This is a genomic window from Nocardiopsis sp. FIRDI 009 (genome assembly GCF_003386285.1).
Taxonomy (GTDB): Bacteria; Actinomycetota; Actinomycetes; order Streptosporangiales; family Streptosporangiaceae; genus Nocardiopsis.
Window position 1 is genome coordinate 102,424 of record NZ_QPNC01000020.1, and the last position, 17,465, is coordinate 119,888.

The following is a 17,465-nucleotide window of genomic DNA, read 5'->3' on the forward strand; positions in this document are numbered from 1 at the left end:
GCCGTGGAGAAGGGCAATACCGCGCTCGGGAGCGAGTAATGTACGCCGAAACCCGTGTGGGGCCGATGTCCCGTACACACCGTCCGCCCGGAGACCTCCGGGGGCGAATCCGGCCCCGACGAGGGGCTCGCCCCACCGGCATCCCGGGTACGACCCGTGGACACGGACTCATAAACTCGGGTATGTATACCTGCCGGTAGCCAATTCCTGACCAGGTCAGTGGCCGGGGATGGCAAACTCAGGCGAACACGTTGGACGAGGGGACTGACGAGACAGTGGCACTGTTCGAGTCGATACACAATCCGGAAGCTCTCAAGAGGCTCCCGGCCGACCAGCTCCCGGTGCTGGCGCGGGAGATCAGAGACTTCCTGGTCGACTCCTGTGCCCAGACCGGCGGCCACCTGGGCCCCAGTCTCGGCGTCGTCGAACTGACCATCGCCCTGCACCGGGTCTTCGACTCACCCAAGGACCCCATCCTCTTCGACACCGGCCACCAGGCCTACGCGCACAAGGTCCTCACCGGCCGCCACGACTTCTCCAACCTCAAGTCCGAGGGCGGTCTGTCCGGGTACCCCTCCCGCGCCGAGTCCGAGCACGACTTCATCGAGAACTCGCACGCCTCCACCGCCCTGTCCTACGCCGACGGCATGGCCCGCGCCAACGAGGTCCGGGGCCGCGACGACCGCACCGTGGTCGCGGTGATCGGGGACGGCGCCCTCACCGGCGGCATGGCCTGGGAGGCGCTCAACAACATCGCGGAGAAGAAGAACCGGCGCCTGGTCGTGGTGGTCAACGACAACGGCCGCTCCTACTCGCCCACCCGGGGCGGGATCGCCGACCACCTGGCCTCCCTGCGCCTGACGCCCGGATACGAGCAGGCGCTCGACCTGGCCAAGTCCACGCTGAACCGGACCCCCGTGGTCGGTCAACCGCTCTACGAGGCCCTCCACGGCCTCAAGAAGGGCGTCAAGGACGCCATCCAGCCGCAGATGATGTTCGAAGACCTCGGGCTCAAGTACCTCGGCCCGATCGACGGCCACGACGAGCCGGCCCTGGAGAAGGCGCTGCGTCGCGCCCGCGACTTCGGGGGCCCCGTGATCGTCCACTGCATCACCCAGAAGGGCAAGGGCTACGCCCCCGCCGAGAACCACGACGAGGACCAGTTCCACGCCCCCGGCCCCTTCGACGTCAGCACCGGCCAGGCCAAGCCCGGCCCCAAGGTCGAGAAGTGGACCTCGGTCTTCGGTGAGACCATGGTGGAGATCGGCGCCGAGCGCGAGGACGTCGTCGCCATCACCGCGGCCATGCTCTACCCCACCGGCCTGAACAAGTTCGCCGCGGCCTACCCCGACCGCTGCTTCGACGTCGGCATCGCCGAACAGCACGCCGCCACCGCCGCCACCGGCATGGCCATGAACGGCCTGCACCCCGTGGTCGCGGTCTACGCCACGTTCCTCAACCGGTGTTTCGACCAGGTCCTCATGGACGCCGCCCTGCACCGTCAGGGCGTCACCTTCTGCCTGGACCGGGCCGGTGTGACCGGCAACGACGGCGCCAGCCACAACGGCATGTGGGACATGTCGATCCTCCAGGTCGTGCCCGGGCTGCGCCTGGCCGCCCCGCGTGACGCCGAGCGCCTGCGCCGCCTGCTGCGCGAGGCCGTCGCGGTCGAGGACGCGCCCACGGTCGTGCGCTACCCCAAGGGCGCGGTCGCCGAGCACCTGGACGCGATCGGCCACGTCGGCTCCATGGACCTGCTCCGCCGGGCCGCCGAGGGGGGCCGGTCCAAGGACCTGCTCATCGTCGGCGTCGGCAGCATGGCCCAGGTCGCCTGCGAGGTCGCCGACCGGATGGCCGACCAGGGCATCGGTGTCACCGTCGTCGACCCGATGTGGGTCAAACCCCTGGACGAGGCCCTGGTCGCCGAGGCCGCCGAGCACAGCGTCGTCGCGGTCATCGAGGACAACGGACGCACCGGCGCCGTCGGTGACGCCGTCGCCCGCCTCCTGCGCGACAACGACCTGGACGTTCCGGTGCGCACGTTCGGTATCGAGCAGGAGTTCCTCGACCACGCCAAGCGCGACCGCATCCTCCAGCAGCAGGGCCTGACCCCCCAGGAGCTGTCCCGCAAGCTCACCGAGACCGTCTCCCGTTACACCGAGTCCGCCGAGGACCCCGGTGGCCGCGCGTTGACCGGAGGCAAGGCCTAGGCGGCGCTCGCCGCGCTTCGGCCCGCCCGTCGCCCGCCACCGCCCCCACCCGACGCCTTCGGCGCGGTCCCGCTCTCCGAGAGCCCCGCCGGCGCCCGAACGTCGGCCCCCTCGGGCGGTCGGTCCACCGCGGCCAGACCCACGAGGGCGCCCCCGCACCGGGGCGCCCTTCGCATGTGCCGACCACGGGTCCCGGAACTGCAAGAATGGGCACATGACCGCTCCCGAACCCGATCAGCAGCGCACCATGGACACCGAGCCGCTCCGGGTGGCGGTGATCGGCTCCGGCCCGGCGGGCATCTACGCGGCCGACGCGCTCACCCGACAACACCGGGTCCCCGTCCGGGTGGACGTCATGGACCGGCTGCCCACCCCCTACGGTCTGGTCCGCTACGGTGTGGCCCCCGACCACACCAGGATCAAGGGCGTGGCCCGCGCGCTGAGCAAGGTCCTGGAGCACCCGCACGTGCGGTTCGTCGGCGGGGTCGAGTTCGGGGCCACCCTCACCCGCGCCCACCTCGCCCGCACCCACCACGCCGTGGTCTACGCGACCGGCGCCAGCGTCGACCGCCGCCTGGGCGTGCCCGGTGAGGACCTGCCCGGCAGCGTCGCCGCCACCGACTTCGTCAACTGGTACTGCGGCCACCCCGACAGCGAACTGGAGCGGTTCGTCCTGGGCGCGGAGGAGGTCGCCGTGGTCGGGGCGGGCAACGTGGCCCTCGACGTGGCGCGCATCCTCGTCAAGACCGCCGACGAACTCCGGCACACCGACATCCCCCAGCCGGTCCTGGAGGCCCTGGCCGCCAGCCGCGTCCGCACCGTCCACCTGCTCGCCCGGCGCGGCCCCCTCCAGGCGAAGTTCACCGCGCCCGAACTGCGTGACCTGCTCGCCCTGCCGGACGTCGACGTGGTGGTCCCCGCCGACCAGGTCGCCATCGACCCCGCCGACGTGGGGGGTCCCGCCCCCGAGCTGCACCAGGTGGCCCGCGCGGCCCGCACCAACCTGCGGCTGCTCTCGGAACAGGCGCGGCGCGCCCCCCGAGGCTGCCGGCGCCGTGTCCGGCTGCACTTCTGGGTGCGTCCGGAGGAGATCCTGGGCACCGACCGGGTCACCGGCGTCCGTCTGGAGCGCACCCGTCTGGAGCCCGACGGGCATCTGGTGGGGACGGGGGAGACCGAGGTCCTGGACGCCGGGATGGTGCTGCGTTCGGTGGGCTACGCGGGGGTCCCCCTGCCCGGGGTGCCCTTCGACCCGGTCGAGCGAACCGTCCCGCAGGAGGAGGGCCGCGTACTGGACCCGAGCGGTCGGCCGGTCCGCGGCGACTACGTGGCCGGGTGGCTCAAGCGCGGCGCCACCGGGGTGATCGGGACCAACAAGTCCGACGCGGCCGGGACGGTTCGCTCCCTGCTCGACGACGCGCCCGCCCTGCGGTCGGCCGTGCCCGCGCCCGTCCCCCTGGAGACCGTGCTGGACGAGCTCGGGATCGCCCACAGCGGGTACGGCGACTGGCTGCGCATCGACAGCGCCGAGGCCGAGCAGGCCGAGGAGCTGGACCGCGGGGAACGGGTCAAGCTGCACGGCTGGCGGGCCTACCGCGACGTCATCGAGGGCGACTGAGCGCCCGCCCCGGTCGCGGGCGGGACGGGGTCGGGCTCAGGAGACCCGGTCCTCCTCCGCGCCGTAGGTGTTGCAGCCCGCCACGGTCCCGCGCGACCAGCCCTCCTCCAGCCAGAACGACCGGTTGGCCGCGCTGCCGTGCGTGTCCAGGTCGCCGCCGTCGTTGAAGTGCTCGTCGACCACGTCCAGGGCGTCGGCGTCCCCGTCCGTGATCGCCCGCAGGCCGATCCCGGCCAGGCACTCGGCCTGGAGTTCCGTGCGACGCAGCGCGTCCAGCTCCTCGTCCTCGTCCGAGGCCTCGCCCCGCAGTCGGTAGGAGAGTTCCAGGATGCCGGTCGCGAACTGGACGTGGTGACCGTACTCGTGCCCCATCAGCGCGACCCAGACCTCCTCCTGGTCCTCCGCGGGGATGAACGCGCCGACTTCGCGGACGTTCGGCAGGACGACGGTGATGCGCGTGTAGTCGCCCTCGTAGTAGGCGAGCGTGTACCCCTCCTCGTTGTCGGAGTCGGGTGACTCCCGGGTGACGGTGATCTCCGGCGTCTGGGGGGAGAGGCCGAGTTCGTCCATGACCGGGCGCCACAGCGCGTCCAGGCACGTTCCGGTCGCGTTGGCGAACTCCTCCCACGACTCGTCCGAGTCCATGTCCAACTCGGGGGTCTCGCACTCGACCGTGGTCGGTGCCGCGACCGCGTACAGGGGGTGGTCGACGAGGTCGACCTCCACCGGGTTCGGCGCCGTGACCAGTGCCGCGTCGTAGTACAGCCCCAGGTCGGCGCCGCCCGCCGACGGAGCCTCCCGCGGGGTGTTGACCACGGTCACGACGCTGGCGGCCACGGCCGCGAGCGCGACCACGGCCGCCACGCAGGTTCCGAAGAGCACGCTCGCGCCGCCGCGGCGCCCGGGGGGAGGCTGCGGCGCGGTCCACGCGTGCGGCGGAGCCCAGGTCTGTGACGGTGCCCACCCGACCCCGGAGGGCGCGCCGTTCGGGGTCGGGGCGCCGAAGTCCCGGTGCGCGTCCGGGTGGGGCGCCGGGCCCGGCCACGGGCCCGGGGCTCCCGGGTGGGGTGCCGGTGGGAAGGTCCGGGGCGCACCGTATGGATGGCCGGTCGGGGGGTGCGGGCCGGGGGCGCCCGACTGCGGTGTCGGAGGTCCGGGGGGTGTCGGGACGCCGGGGGCGGTCGGTGCGCTGTGGGGCGGGGGAGCGGGGCGGGAGGGGGAGATGGGGGTCGGGGCGGGTATGGGGTCGGTGGGGGCGGTGCCTCCGGGGCCGGGCCGTTCTGCCAGGGGTTCCTCGTTTCCCGGCCCGTCGCCACCGGGTTGGTTCTCCACGGGTCCGTCCTCCCTCTCGTGCCGACGCGCGCTGGAGACAGCCGGACCCGCCCAGGCGAATCCGGCAAGTACGGCGAACCTCCAGTATGGGGCCTAATCGGGTGTACCGATGGTAGAGGGTGAGGTATCCCCCGGCGGTTCGTACCGCACACCCAGGTCCGTCAACACGGCGCGAAGCTCGGCCTCGAAGAGTGGTTCCAGGTCGCCCATGACGATGCTCATGTGGTCGAACACCTCCATGCACACCACGCCGTAGAGCCGGACCCAGCACGAGGTGAGCACCATGACCGCCTCCACCGGGATGTGCGGCGCGGAGAACCCGCAGCGCTCGGCGAAGGAGCGCAGCTCGCGGTCGAGGTCGGGGGTGACCTGAGCCCGGTCGGGCAGGGCGAAGCGGCGCTCGACCAGCAACCGGTCGAAGAGCGTGTAGAAGGTGGCGGCGAAGCGCCTCGCGGCCGCCAACCCCGGGGTGATGTCCGCGTTCGGGTCCAACCTGGCCCTCGGCCCGAACATGACCGCAAACTCGCTCCGGTGGTCGATCGCCCAGGTGCGGAAGGCGCGCAGCGACGTGAGGATGCGCCGGTCGGTGTCCTCCTCGGGGACGCTGGCGTCGGCCGCGGCGACGGCGTCGGCCAGTTCGTCGAACATGTCGGCCGTGATGGCGATGAGCAGGGCGTCGATCCCCGACACGTAGCGGTACAGCCCGGGCGCGGTCATCCCCATCTCGCGGGCGACGGCGCGCAGGGAGACCCCGGAGGGGCCGTGTTCGACGAGGTGGCGTCGGGCGATCGCCTTGATCTCGGCGAGTGTGGCTTCGCGCACACGTTCGCGGCGGCTCAGTGTGCCCTGGTCCGCGCGGCCCCGGGCGACCTGCGGTTTCGTCATGTGCTGCACTACACCCCGTCTCAGGGCGCCAGATCGGTGGCGCTGTGGTTCTCGTCGGCGATATTGACATCGTAATGGGCGCACGCTTTAGTGAACACCGTTAGCAAACACTGTTCACCGCCATGAAGCATGTTCACTGAGAGGGCGTCGCATGCCGACACAGCCGGGCCTCTTCGGCCGACTGGGCCTGTCCGTACACCGGCGGCGATGGTGGGTGCTGGTGGCCACCGGCCTCTTCGCCGCGTTCGCCGCCGTCTGGGGCTCGGGGGTCTTCTCCGACGTCAGCGAGAGCGGGTTCGAGGACCCGGGCGCCGAGTCCTCGCGCGCCACCGAACTGCTCCAGGAGGAGCTCGGCCACGATGACATCGACATCGTGGCCGTCTTCCGCAGCGACGAGATGCGGGTGACCAACCCCACCTTCGCCGCCGCGGTCGAGCGCGTCACCGACGACCTTCCCGAGGACCTGGTCGCCTCCTACGACGTCTACCTGGACGAGAGCCTCAGCGACGTCGAGCGCGGCATGCTCGTCTCCGAGGACCAGCACGCCACCTACGTGCCGGTGACCCTGAGCGGGCGGACCCACGCCGAACGGCTCCACCAGTACGCCGAGGTCGCCGAGGTCCTGGAGTCCGGACCGCTGGAGACCCACCTCGGCGGTCCCGTCGGCGTCGAGAACGAGCTGTCGGCCACGGCTGAGAGCGACATCGTCCGCGCCGAACTGCTCACCCTGCCGGTCCTGCTGTTCCTGCTCGTGCTCATCTTCGGCGGACTCGTCGCGGGCCTGGTGCCGCTCAGCGTCGGCGGCCTGGCCATCCTCGGCTCCCTCACCCTGCTGCGCGCCCTGACTCACGTCACCGAGGTGTCGGTGTTCGCGGTCAACGTCGCCACCATCCTCGGCCTGGGGCTGGCGATCGACTACGGCCTGTTCCTGGTCAGCCGTTTCCGGGAGGAGCTGGACCGGGGCGCGTCCATCCCCCACGCGGTCGGCCGCACCGTGGACACCGCCGGGCGCACGGTGGCCTTCTCCGGCGTCACCGTGGGCATCGCCTTCGCCGGACTCCTGTTCTTCCCCCAACCGATCCTGAAGTCGATCGGCTGGGGCGGCATCGCCGTCGTCGTGTTCGACCTCCTCGCGGCCCTGGTGTTCCTGCCCGCGCTGCTGTCCGTGGTCGGACGGCGGATCGACCGGCTGCGGCTGCCCCTGCCGACCCGGACCGTCACCGGGGCGGTCCACGACGGGGCCGGCGCGTGGGCGCGGCTGGCCCGCACGGTGATGCGCGGCCCGGCGGTGTCCCTGGTCGCGGTCGGCGGTGTGCTGCTGGTCCTCAGCTCGGGCCTGTGGGCCACCGAGCTGGGCGCCACGGACCAGCGCTACCTGCCCGAGGAGGCGGCCAGCCGGATCGCCACCGAGACGGTGGAGGAGGACTTCCCGGCCGGCGGGCTGGGGCGGTTGCACGTGGCGGTCGTCGGCCGGGTCGCCCAGGAGGACCTGACCGCGTACGCCGAGCGGCTGGAGGAACTGTCGTCGCGGGTCGCGCTCTCCCGCGTCGAGCGCACCGGCGATGACGTCGCGCACGTCCTGGTCGCCTACCGGGGTGCGATCGACGATCCCGAGACCGGTCGGCTGGTGCGTGAGATCCGGGCCGAGCCGCTGCCCGAGGGCGCCGAGGAGGCCCTGGTGGGCGGGGTGGCCGCCCGGCAACTGGACAACGTCACGGCGATCGTCGACGCTGCCCCCACGACCGTCGTCTTCGTCGCCACGGCCACCCTGGTCCTGCTCTTCCTGGCCTTCGGCTCCGTCGTGCTGCCGGTCAAGGCCGTGCTCATGGGGGCGCTGTCGCTCGGCGCCTCCCTGGGGGCGGTGGTCCTGGGGTTCCAGGAGGGCGCCTTCGCCGGGCCGCTGGGCTTCGACGCCGTGGGCACCATCGACCCGACCTACCTGGTGCTGATCACCATCGTCTCCTTCGGCCTGGCGATGGACTACGAGCTGTTCCTGCTCAGCCGGGTGCGCGAGGAGTACCTCAGGACCGGGGACAACACGCACGCGGTCGCGACGGGCCTGCAGCGGACGGCGCGCATCATCACGAGCGCCGCGCTCCTGCTCGTGGTCGTCCTGCTGGCCATGGGCACCTCCGGCCTGCTCTTCCTGAAGATCATCGGTGTCGGCCTGGCCATCGCCGTGGTGGTGGACGCCACCCTGGTCCGGGCGGTGATGGTGCCCGCGACCATGCGGCTGCTCGGCGACCTCAACTGGTGGCTGCCGCGTCCGCTGCGCTGGCTGCACGACCGGGTGGGCATCTCCGAGGGCGGAGCCGAGGACGACACGGAGGCGGCGGCCGTCCCGACCGGGCCGCCGCGGGTGCCCGAGCGCGTGTAGGAGCGCGAGAGCGGAGCCGACGGGTCCGTGCTAGGCGTCGAAGAGCTGGTCGATGGTGGTGATGTCCGGGGCGCGGTCGGCCCACGCTTCGAGCTGCGAGAGGTCGTGGCAGCCGGTGATGCGCTCGCGTGCGTCCTCGGTCACCTCGACGCCGAGGGCGGTCAGGACGCGCAGGAGCATCTTCGCCTCCCCCTCGGCCCTGAGGCTGTCCACCCAGGGGCTGTGGTAGTCGAACGTGTTCGCCATCATGAGCGCCTCCAGGGCTTGCTGTCCGTCGGTGTCGGCGAGCAGGTGCAGCGAATAACTAATGTACTTCGCCGCCTTCTCCGGGTCGATCTTGTCGAGGCCGCTGTTCAGGGCGTCCAGGACGCCTGCCTTTCTGGCCCCGTGGGCCGCCGCCGACAGCACCCCCAGAGTGGGGGAGGCCGCGACGGTGGCCGGGTCGGTGATCACCGGGATGTCCTTCGGCCCGACCACGAGCGGGTGCAGGACGAACCCGGGGTGACCGAGCGGTATCGCGTCGGCGTACCAGTCGGCCACCGGCTGACGAGGGCAGATCACCAACAGGGTGACCGGGCACTCGTGCCGGGACCGCAGGCACGCCACGTACTCCGGCCAGGTGAAACGCTTACGTTCCTTCTCGTCTCGCTGGACCTCCACGATGACGCCCATGAGTGAGTCGGAGGGGCCGTTGGGACCCTCGCCGCGCAGCATGATCGCGACGTCGGAACGGCGTTCGACCGGGTCGACGTGCCCGAGGTCGCAGGACGTGATCTCGCTGCTTTCGTAGTCCGGGATGCGGACGCCGCGCTTGCGCAGGAACTCCACGGCCATGTCGGGGGAGTCGGAGAACAACTCCGTGTAGATCTGGTGTTCTGGGGAGATTGCCACACATCAGATATTACACAGGGTTACTTACAAGTATGAATGGGTTACCGAATTCTTCAGTAATTCGGTTCCGTGCGGAAATAGACCGAAAAGAACGGGCCCGGCCACCTGTCGGCGACCGGGCCCGCGGGGTCCGTCCAGGGTCTCTGAAGCGTCAGAGCGCCTTGAGGGCGCCCTCGTGGAACGGCTTGCCGTTCACGGCCTCGGACACGCCCGAGCGGTCCAGGTAGGGCGTGATGCCACCGGTGTGGAACGGCCACCCCGCGCCCGTGATCAGGCACAGGTCGATGTCGGCGGGCTCGGCCACGACACCCTCGTCCAGCATGATCCGGACCTCCCGGGCCAGCGCGCGCAGCGCGCGGTCCAGGATGGCGCTCTCCTCGGACGGGTTGGTCCCGCCGCTGAGCAGCTCCTTCACCTCCGGGTCGATGGTGAGGTCCGGCGCGAAGATCTGGGTCTTGCCGGCCTTGACCACCTCGGCCAGCTGCTGGGACACCGCGAAGCGGTCCGGGAAGGCCCCGTGCAGCGTCTCGGACACGTGCAGCGCCACCGCCGGGCCCACCAGCTGCAGGAGCATCAGCGGGGACATCGGCAGGCCCAGGGGCGCGACCGCGCGGTCGGCGACCTCGGGCTCGGTGCCCTCCTCCACCGCCGCCAGGACCTCGCCCATGAACAGGGTGAGCAGGCGGTTGACGACGAACGCCGGGGCGTCCTTGCACAGCACCGCGGTCTTCTTGAGCTGCTTGGCCGTGGCGAAGGCCGTGGCCAGCGCGGCGTCGTCGGTCTTCTCGCCGCGGACGATCTCCAGCAGCGGCAGGACGGCGACCGGGTTGAAGAAGTGGAAGCCCACGACCCGCTCGGGGTGCTGGAGCTTGGACGCCATCTCGGTGACCGACAGCGAGGAGGTGTTGGTGGCCAGGATCGCCTCCGGGGAGACCACGGCCTCCACCTCGCCGAACACCTGCTGCTTGACCTCCATCTTCTCGAAGACGGCCTCGATCACGAAGTCGGCGTCGGAGAAGGCGTCCTTGGTCAGCGAACCGGTCACCAGGCCCTTGAGGCGGTTGGCCTTGTCCTGGCTGACCCGACCCTTCTTCAGGAGCTTGTCGACCTCGCCGTGGACGTAGGCCACGCCCTTGTCCAGACGCTCCTGGTCCAGGTCGGTCATGACGACCGGCACGTCCAGGCGGCGGGCGAACAGCAGCGCCAGCTGTCCGGCCATCAGACCGGCGCCCACGACGCCGACCTTGGTGACCTTGCGGGCCAGCGACTTGTCCGGCGCGCCCGCGGGCCGCTTGGCGCGCTTCTGCACCAGGTCGAACGCGTACAGGCCGGACTTGAGCTCGTCGCTCATGATGAGGTCGGCGAGCGCGTCGTCCTCGGCGGCGAAGCCCTCGTCACGCGTGCGGTTCTTGGCCTCGGCGACCAGCTCGATCGCGCGGACCGGGGCCGGGGCGGCGCCGTGCAGCTTGCCCTCGACGGTGAACCGGGCCATGTTGACCGCGTTGTCCCAGGCCTCACCCTTGTCGACCTCGGGGCGCTCGACCTTGATGTCGCCCTTGACGACCTTGGCCGCCCAGCGCAGCGACTCCTCGACGAAGTCCGCGGGCTCGAAGATGGCGTCGGCGATGCCCATCTCGAAGACCTGCTTGCCCTTGATCATCTTGTTCTGGGCGAGCGGGTTGTCGACGATCAGCTTCAGGGCCTTCTCGGCGCCGATCAGGTGGGGCAGCAGGTAGGTGCCGCCCCAGCCCGGGACGAGGCCCAGGAAGGTCTCGGGCAGCGCGAACGCCGGGACGCCCGAGGAGACGGTGCGGTAGGTGCAGTGCAGCGCGACCTCGACACCGCCACCCATGGCGGCACCGTTGACCAGCGCGAACGTCGGTACGTCCAGCTCACCGAGCTTGCGGAACACGTCGTGCCCGAGCTTGCCGATGGCGTGCGCCTGCTCGCGGTTCTGCAGCGCGGGTACGCCGGTCAGGTCGGCGCCGACGGCGAAGATGAACGGCTTGCCGGTGACGGCCACGGCCACGATGTCGGTGCGCGCCCGGGCGGCCTCGATCGCCTCGTCCAGGCTCAGCAGGCCACCGGGGCCGAAGGTGTTCGGCTTGGTGTGGTCGTGCCCGTTGTCCAGGGTGATCAGCACCGCGGTGCCCGCGCCGTAGGGGAGCTGGACGTCACGGGAGATCGCGTTGGTGACGACCTCGGAGTCGAAGAGTTCCCTTGCCTGCTCGATCGCGGTGCTCACTTGCCCCCCTCGTAGTTGGTGTTCTCCCACAGGATGGTCCCGCCCATGCCCAGGCCGACGCACATCGTGGTCAGGCCGTAGCGGACGTCGGGGCGCTCGGCAAACTGGCGCGCGAGCTGCATCATCAGGCGCACGCCGGAGGAGGCGAGCGGGTGGCCGATGGCGATCGCGCCGCCCCACGGGTTGACGCGGGCGTCGTCGTCGGCGAGGCCGAAGTGCTCCAGGAAGGCGAGCACCTGGACGGCGAAGGCCTCGTTGATCTCGATGATGCCGATGTCGTCCATCGAGATGCCCTGGCGCGCGAACAGCTTCTCCGTGGCCGGGACGGGGCCCACGCCCATGACCGCCGGGTCGACGCCGGCGAAGGAGAAGTCGACCAGGCGCATGCGCGCGTCCAGGCCGAGCTCGGCGGCGACGTCCTCGGCGGCGAGCAGCGCACCGGTGGCGCCGTCGTTGAGACCGGCGGCGTTACCGGGCGTCACGTTGCCGTGGGCGCGGAACGGCGTCTTGAGGCCGGCGAGCGACTCCATGGTCGTGCCGGGCCGCGGCGGCTCGTCCTCGGTGGCCAGGCCCCAGCCCTTCTCCAGGGAGCGGACGACCATCTCGACGAGGTCCTGCTGGATCTTGCCGTCGGCGTAGGCCTTGGCGACCTTCTCCTGGCTGCGCACCGCGTAGGCGTCGGCGCGCTCCTTGGTGATGGTCGGGTAGCGGTCGTGCAGGTTCTCCGCGGTGTTCCCCATGACGAGGGCCGAGGGGTCGACCAGCTTCTCGGAGAGGAACCGCGGGTTGGGGTCGACGCCCTCACCCATGGGGTGGCGGCCCATGTGCTCGACGCCGCCGGCGATCACCACGTCGTAGGCGCCGAAGGAGATCCCCGCGCCGGAGGTGGTGACGGCGGTGAGCGCACCGGCGCACATGCGGTCGATGGCGTAGCCGGGGACGCTCTGCGGCAGCCCGGCCAGGATGGCGGCGCTGCGGCCGATGGTCAGACCCTGGTCGCCGGTCTGGGTGGTGGCGGCGATGGCGACCTCGTCGACGCGCTCCGGCGGCAGACCCGGGTTGCGGCGCAGCAGCTCGCGGATGACGCGGACGACCATGTCGTCGGCCCGCGTCTCGGCGTAGAGGCCCTTGCCAGACTTGCCGAACGGGGTGCGGACCCCGTCGACAAACACGACATCGCGTGCGGTTCGCGGCACGATGGGCCCTCCTTCTCAGGCGGTGGGACGGACTTGTCAAGCTCATGCTACTCGCCAGTAACAAATAACGCGAGCGCCGGCGTGTGGTACCACGCGCGCGCCGTCGAGGGGGTCCCCGCCGGTTCCTCCCGGACACGAGTAAGGGCGCGCGGACCGGTGGGTCCGCGCGCCCGGAACGGCTGTGCCGGGGGTCAGAGGAGGGCGTTCGCCTCGCGGGTGCGCCCCGCGGCGTTGTAGGCGCCCGCCAGGTCGCGGCGCAGCCGCAGCGTCAGCCGCCGCACCTCCGGGTCGCCCGACGAGTTCAGCGCCACCCGGTAGGCGTCGCGCAGCACCTCGACGGCCTCGTCCGCCCGGCCCGCCTGCGTGAACGCGCGGCCCAGCCGGTGGTGCACGGTGAGCGTGTCCAGGTGTCCCTTGCCCAGGCGGCGGCGCCGCGCCATCAGCACCGTGCGCAGCTGACCGATCGAGGCCTCGAAGCGCCCCGACTGGCTCAGCGCCACGCTCAGGCCCAGGCGCAGCTCCTCACGCCGCTCGGTGGAGGCGACGTCCTCGATCGCCCGCTCGTAGTGGGCGATCGCCGCGTCCAGCCGGCCGTCGCGCCGGTAGCACGCGGCCAGGTGGCTGCGCGCCTCCACGGTGTCCTCGTCGGCCGGGCCGAACTGCTCCTCGCGCTCACGCAGCAGGATCTCCCACTGGGCGGCGGCCTCCGCGGGCTGGCCCGCGTCCTCCAGTGCCCAGGCCAGGTTCTCGCGGATGATCTCGGTGCGCGGGTGCTCCTCCCCGTGCACCGACACGGCCTCGGCCAGCGCCAGCTCGAACTGCTGCACGGCGGCCAGACGACGGCCCATCTGCGCGTACTTGGTCGCGAGGTTGTTGCGCGCGGTGATCGTCTCCGGGTGCTCGGTGCCGTGCCGCTCCACCAGCGACTGGAGGGTCCGCTCCAGCGACGCGGCACGCGACCCCCCGTTACGCGGGGAGGCCGCCTTCCGGGTCACCGACCGACGCGGCAGGGGGCTGACGGCCGTCTCGGTGGTCGTCACGGCACCCACCCCGGCCCGCGGCGCGTCCGGCGTGCCCGGAGCGTCGGGTGCGGCCGACGCCTCCGGAGCCGCCGGAGCGTCCGCGGCGGCGGAGGCGGCCCCGGCCGGGCTCGCCACCCGGACCCTCACGTACTCCTCCACGGACTCCTCGCGCGGGTCCACGGGAGCGGGCGCGGTGGTATCCACCGGACGCATCCTGGCCGCGCGGGACAGACCGGTTTCGCGCAGAAGCGCACGCCAGAACGCCAGCAGACTCACCACATCTCCCTGATCGCCTCCCGCGGCGGCCATCGCCGCGGGCTTCGCCTTCGTTGAACATGCCCAGGGGTTCCAGGGCACATTTCTATAACATAATCGGACACGAGGCGGGGGAACAGGCATGAACCACCCCCGGGTCGGAGTGAGTTCAGTCACGTTGGGGTTGAGTGGGTGAAGCCCGGGTAAAAATTACGCCTTCTCAGCTCCCCGGAGGGCTGTGGCCAGCGGCTCCGCGGTCAGTCCCACCTGCCAGTTCCGGGCTCCCCGCTCACGCAGGAACGCGGCCACCGAGTCCGGGTCCACCGTGCGGGGCGGTGCCCACGCCAACCGTCGGACCGTGTCCGGCAGCAGCAGGTTCTCGGTCGGCATGACCACGTCCTCGGCGATCCCCGTGACCGTCGCCCGCACGGCCTCCAGCCGCCGTGCGGCCTCCGGAGCCCGGTCCGCCCACCGGTTCACCGGCGGCGGGCCGTCGCCGGGGGCGTTGGGGCGGGGGAGTTCGGTCTGGGGCATGTCCCGCGCCCGGTTGATCGCCCGGATCCAGGTGTTGAGGTAGCGGCGCGCCAGCTTGATCCCGAACTGCCGGATCCCGGTCAGCTCGGCGGGCGTCCGCGGCATCGCGGTGGCGGCCTCCACGATCGCGGCGTCCGGCAGGACCCGTCCGGGGGAGACGTCCCGCTCCTGGGCGATGCGGTCCCGCTCGTACCACAGCTCGCGCACGGCGGCCAGGGACCGCTGGTTGCGCACCCGGTGGATCCCCGAGGTACGACGCCACGGGTCCGGCCGCGGCTCCTTGGGCGGGGTGGCCAGAACCGACGCGAACTCCTCGCGCGCCCACTCCAGCTTCCCGGTCTCGGCCAGCTCCTCCTCCAACGCGTCACGCAGCTCGATGAGGATCTCCACGTCCAGCGCGGCGTAGCGCAACCAGTCCACGGGCAGGGGACGCTGGGACCAGTCCACGGCCGAGTGCTCCTTGGCCAGGCGCACGTGCAGCAGGCGCTCCACCATGAACCCCAGACCGACGCGCTGGTAACCGAGCAGCCGCCCGGCGAGTTCGGTGTCGAACAGCCTCCGCGGGCGCAGGTTGACCTCGGACAGACACGGCAGGTCCTGGTGGGCGGCGTGGAGCACCACCTCGGCCCCGTCCAGCGCGGCGTCCAGAGCACCCAGGTCCGGACAGGCGATGGGGTCGATCAACGCCGAACCGGAGCCCTCCCGGCGCAGCTGGACGAGGTAGGCGCGTTGACCGTACCGGTACCCGGAGGCCCGTTCGGCGTCCACCGCCACCGGCCCGGTCCCGGCGGACACGGCCGCCACTACGTCGGCGAGCGCGTCGGCGTCGGAGGTGACGTCGGGCAGGCCCTCCCGCGGCTCCCGCAGCAGAGGTGCCCTCTCAGCGTCGTCGTTTCCTGGTTCGCGGGGTTCTGTCTTGGAGTTCAACGCGTTCGCCACACCACTACGGTATGCGCTGCGGCCACCGGACGCGGAACACGGGCCGGATCCACCGACCGCGGGCGGAACCGGTCCGGGTCAGGACCGTGAGCGCTGCCGGGTGATGTCGGCGACGTCCAGAGGGGGGAGCCCGGAGGCCGACGCGAGCAGCGCCAACCACGCGGCGACGTGCCCCGACAACCGGTCCGACTCCGGCGTCCAGGAGGCGCGCATCTCCACCTCCGTGGTGGCGCCCTCGCCGGCCTTGGTGCCGAACCCCTCCGTCGTGGCGCGCGTGACCGTGCCGCTCAACGTGTGGTGGGCCGCGTCGTGCGCGGTCAGGGCGTCGGTGAGCCAACTCCAGGCGACCGGACCGAGCAGGGGGTCGGCGGCGATCTCCGACTCCAGTTCGGAGTTGACCTGGCACACCACCCGGAACGGGCCGGGCCAGGACCGGGTGCCCTCGGGGTCGTACAGGACGATGAGCCGCCCCCAGGCGACCTCCTCGCCCTGCACGGTGACCTCGGCCGACACGGCGGCCGCGTGGGGGGCCAACCTCTGGGGGGCGGGGATCTCCCGCACGGCGATCTCCGGGCGCACGGGGGGGCCGTGCAGCGCCTGGACCGCTCGCCGGAACGTCTCGTGCGCGTTCTCGGCGCTACCGACATCAGGCATGGTGGAAACGTCAGCCTTCATCTTGTGGTGATCACGTCCCGGGGTCGTTCGGGCATACCCAGCCGACCGACACCCGAACGCGGGTCGGTTGATGGGAACGGAACCGACCGTGGCACGAGTCACCTTCGTCGGTACGGAGTTCGCACGGCGTGTCGGTGTTTTGTGATGATCTTGGGATCCGCGCGCCGTCGGGGCCACCGGAATCCGCGTCCCGGGCCGGTGCTCCGGCCGACGCGCGCGAGAACACCGGGACGGACATGGCACGATCGAGGTGTGACGCTTCAAGACTCTCCTTTCCTTCGCGCCTGCCGACGGCTCCCGGTGCCCCACACCCCGGTGTGGTTCATGCGCCAGGCGGGGCGCTCCCTGCCCGAGTACCGCCGGGTACGCGCCGACGTCCCCATGCTCGAAGCCTGCTCGCGCCCCGACATGATCACCGAGATCACGATGCAGCCCGTCCGGCGCCACGACGTCGACGCCGCGATCTTCTTCAGCGACATCGTCGTCCCGCTCCGGGCGATCGGCATCGACCTCGACATCAAGCCCGGCGTCGGCCCCGTCGTCGCGGAGCCGGTGCGTGACGCCACCGGACTCAAGCGGCTCCGGGAGATCGACCCCGACGACCTGCCCTACATCACCGAGGCGGTGGGCCAGCTCGTCGGCGAACTGGGCGACAAGCCGCTCATCGGGTTCGCGGGCGCCCCGTTCACGCTGGCCTCCTACCTCATCGAGGGCGGGCCCTCCAAGAACCACGAGCACACCAAGGCGCTCATGTACGGCGAGCCCGAGCTGTGGGACGAGCTGATGCGCCGCCTGGCCGCGATCACGCTGGGCTTCCTGCGCGTCCAGGTCGAGGCGGGCGCCAGCGCCGTGCAGCTCTTCGACTCCTGGGTCGGTGCGCTCAGCGCGGAGGACTACCGAGCCTCCGTGCTGCCCTACACCTCGTGGATCTTCGGCCAGCTCGCCGAGTACGAGGTCCCGCGCATCCACTTCGGCGTCGGCACCGGTGAACTGCTCGGCCTGCTCGGCGAGGCCGGGGCCGACGTCGTGGGCGTGGACTGGCGCGTGCCGCTCGACGAGGCCGCCCGGCGCGTCGGGCCGGGCAAGGCCCTCCAGGGCAACCTGGACCCGGCGACGCTGTTCGCCCCCTGGGAGGTCGTCGCCGAGCGGACGCGCGACATCCTGTCCCGGGGCCGCGCGGCCGAGGGCCATGTCTTCAACCTGGGCCACGGCGTCCTGCCGAGCACGGACCCGGACGTGCTCACCCGCCTGACCGCCTTCGTCCACGAACAGACCGCGGGCTGACG

General features: G+C 71.6%; 12 protein-coding genes. 4 read left to right on the top strand and 8 right to left on the bottom strand.

All coding sequences use genetic code 11. From position 1 onward, the window contains the following. The first annotated feature begins 275 nt into the window (after nt 1–275). Complete coding sequence (gene dxs / locus DVR05_RS18495) at nt 276–2,210, top strand: 1-deoxy-D-xylulose-5-phosphate synthase (protein ID WP_116247163.1); 1,935 nt, start codon at nt 276–278, stop codon at nt 2,208–2,210. A 214-nt stretch (nt 2,211–2,424) separates the two neighbouring features. Beyond that, nucleotides 2,425–3,828 (top strand): FAD-dependent oxidoreductase, encoded by a 1,404-nt coding sequence (locus DVR05_RS18500; RefSeq protein ID WP_116247164.1) that lies wholly within the window; start codon nt 2,425–2,427, stop codon nt 3,826–3,828. A gap of 36 nt (nt 3,829–3,864) precedes the next feature. Here DVR05_RS18500 and DVR05_RS18505 read toward each other — a convergent pair whose 3' ends face one another. Both DVR05_RS18505 and DVR05_RS18510 read right to left on the bottom strand, forming a co-directional pair. After that, a complete protein-coding gene (locus DVR05_RS18505; protein WP_198659239.1) occupies nt 3,865–4,710 on the bottom strand; it encodes a neutral zinc metallopeptidase in 846 nt (281 codons plus the stop codon). A gap of 543 nt (nt 4,711–5,253) precedes the next feature. Continuing rightward, entirely contained in the window at nt 5,254–6,045 is a 792-nt protein-coding gene (locus DVR05_RS18510) for a TetR/AcrR family transcriptional regulator (protein WP_116247198.1), read from the bottom strand. A gap of 151 nt (nt 6,046–6,196) precedes the next feature. Here DVR05_RS18510 and DVR05_RS18515 point away from each other — a divergent pair, with 151 nt between their 5' ends. After that, on the top strand, nt 6,197–8,422 hold the full coding sequence (locus DVR05_RS18515; protein ID WP_116247166.1) for an MMPL family transporter: 2,226 nt from the start codon (nt 6,197–6,199) through the stop codon (nt 8,420–8,422). 30 nt (nt 8,423–8,452) lie between these two features. Here the strand turns inward: DVR05_RS18515 and DVR05_RS18520 are convergent, their stop codons facing one another. From DVR05_RS18520 to DVR05_RS18545, 6 genes are all read right to left on the bottom strand, one after another. After that, nucleotides 8,453–9,313, bottom strand: a complete 861-nt coding sequence (locus DVR05_RS18520; RefSeq protein ID WP_198659240.1) for a hypothetical protein — start codon at nt 9,311–9,313, stop codon at nt 8,453–8,455. A gap of 151 nt (nt 9,314–9,464) precedes the next feature. Then, the gene (locus DVR05_RS18525; RefSeq protein ID WP_116247168.1) at nt 9,465–11,558 is read right to left on the bottom strand and encodes a 3-hydroxyacyl-CoA dehydrogenase NAD-binding domain-containing protein; all 2,094 of its coding nucleotides are present in this window, start codon (nt 11,556–11,558) and stop codon (nt 9,465–9,467) included. Next, entirely contained in the window at nt 11,555–12,754 is a 1,200-nt protein-coding gene (locus DVR05_RS18530; protein ID WP_116247169.1) for an acetyl-CoA C-acyltransferase, read from the bottom strand. The genes DVR05_RS18525 and DVR05_RS18530 overlap by 4 nt, the downstream gene beginning before the upstream one ends. A 191-nt stretch (nt 12,755–12,945) precedes the next feature. Next, nucleotides 12,946–14,043 (bottom strand): tetratricopeptide repeat protein, encoded by a 1,098-nt coding sequence (locus DVR05_RS18535; protein ID WP_116247199.1) that lies wholly within the window; start codon nt 14,041–14,043, stop codon nt 12,946–12,948. Between the two features lie 198 nt (nt 14,044–14,241). Next, nucleotides 14,242–15,504: a ribonuclease D gene (locus DVR05_RS18540; protein WP_232832213.1), complete on the bottom strand. Its 1,263-nt coding sequence runs from the start codon at nt 15,502–15,504 to the stop codon at nt 14,242–14,244. Nucleotides 15,505–15,582: 78 nt separating this feature from the next. Then, entirely contained in the window at nt 15,583–16,158 is a 576-nt protein-coding gene (locus tag DVR05_RS18545; protein WP_116247171.1) for a DUF3000 domain-containing protein, read from the bottom strand. Nucleotides 16,159–16,494: 336 nt separating this feature from the next. On the opposite strand from DVR05_RS18545, the gene hemE reads away from it, so the two are divergent. Further along, on the top strand, nt 16,495–17,463 hold the full coding sequence (gene hemE, locus DVR05_RS18550; protein ID WP_232832215.1) for a uroporphyrinogen decarboxylase: 969 nt from the start codon (nt 16,495–16,497) through the stop codon (nt 17,461–17,463). The last annotated feature ends 2 nt before the right edge of the window (nt 17,464–17,465 follow it).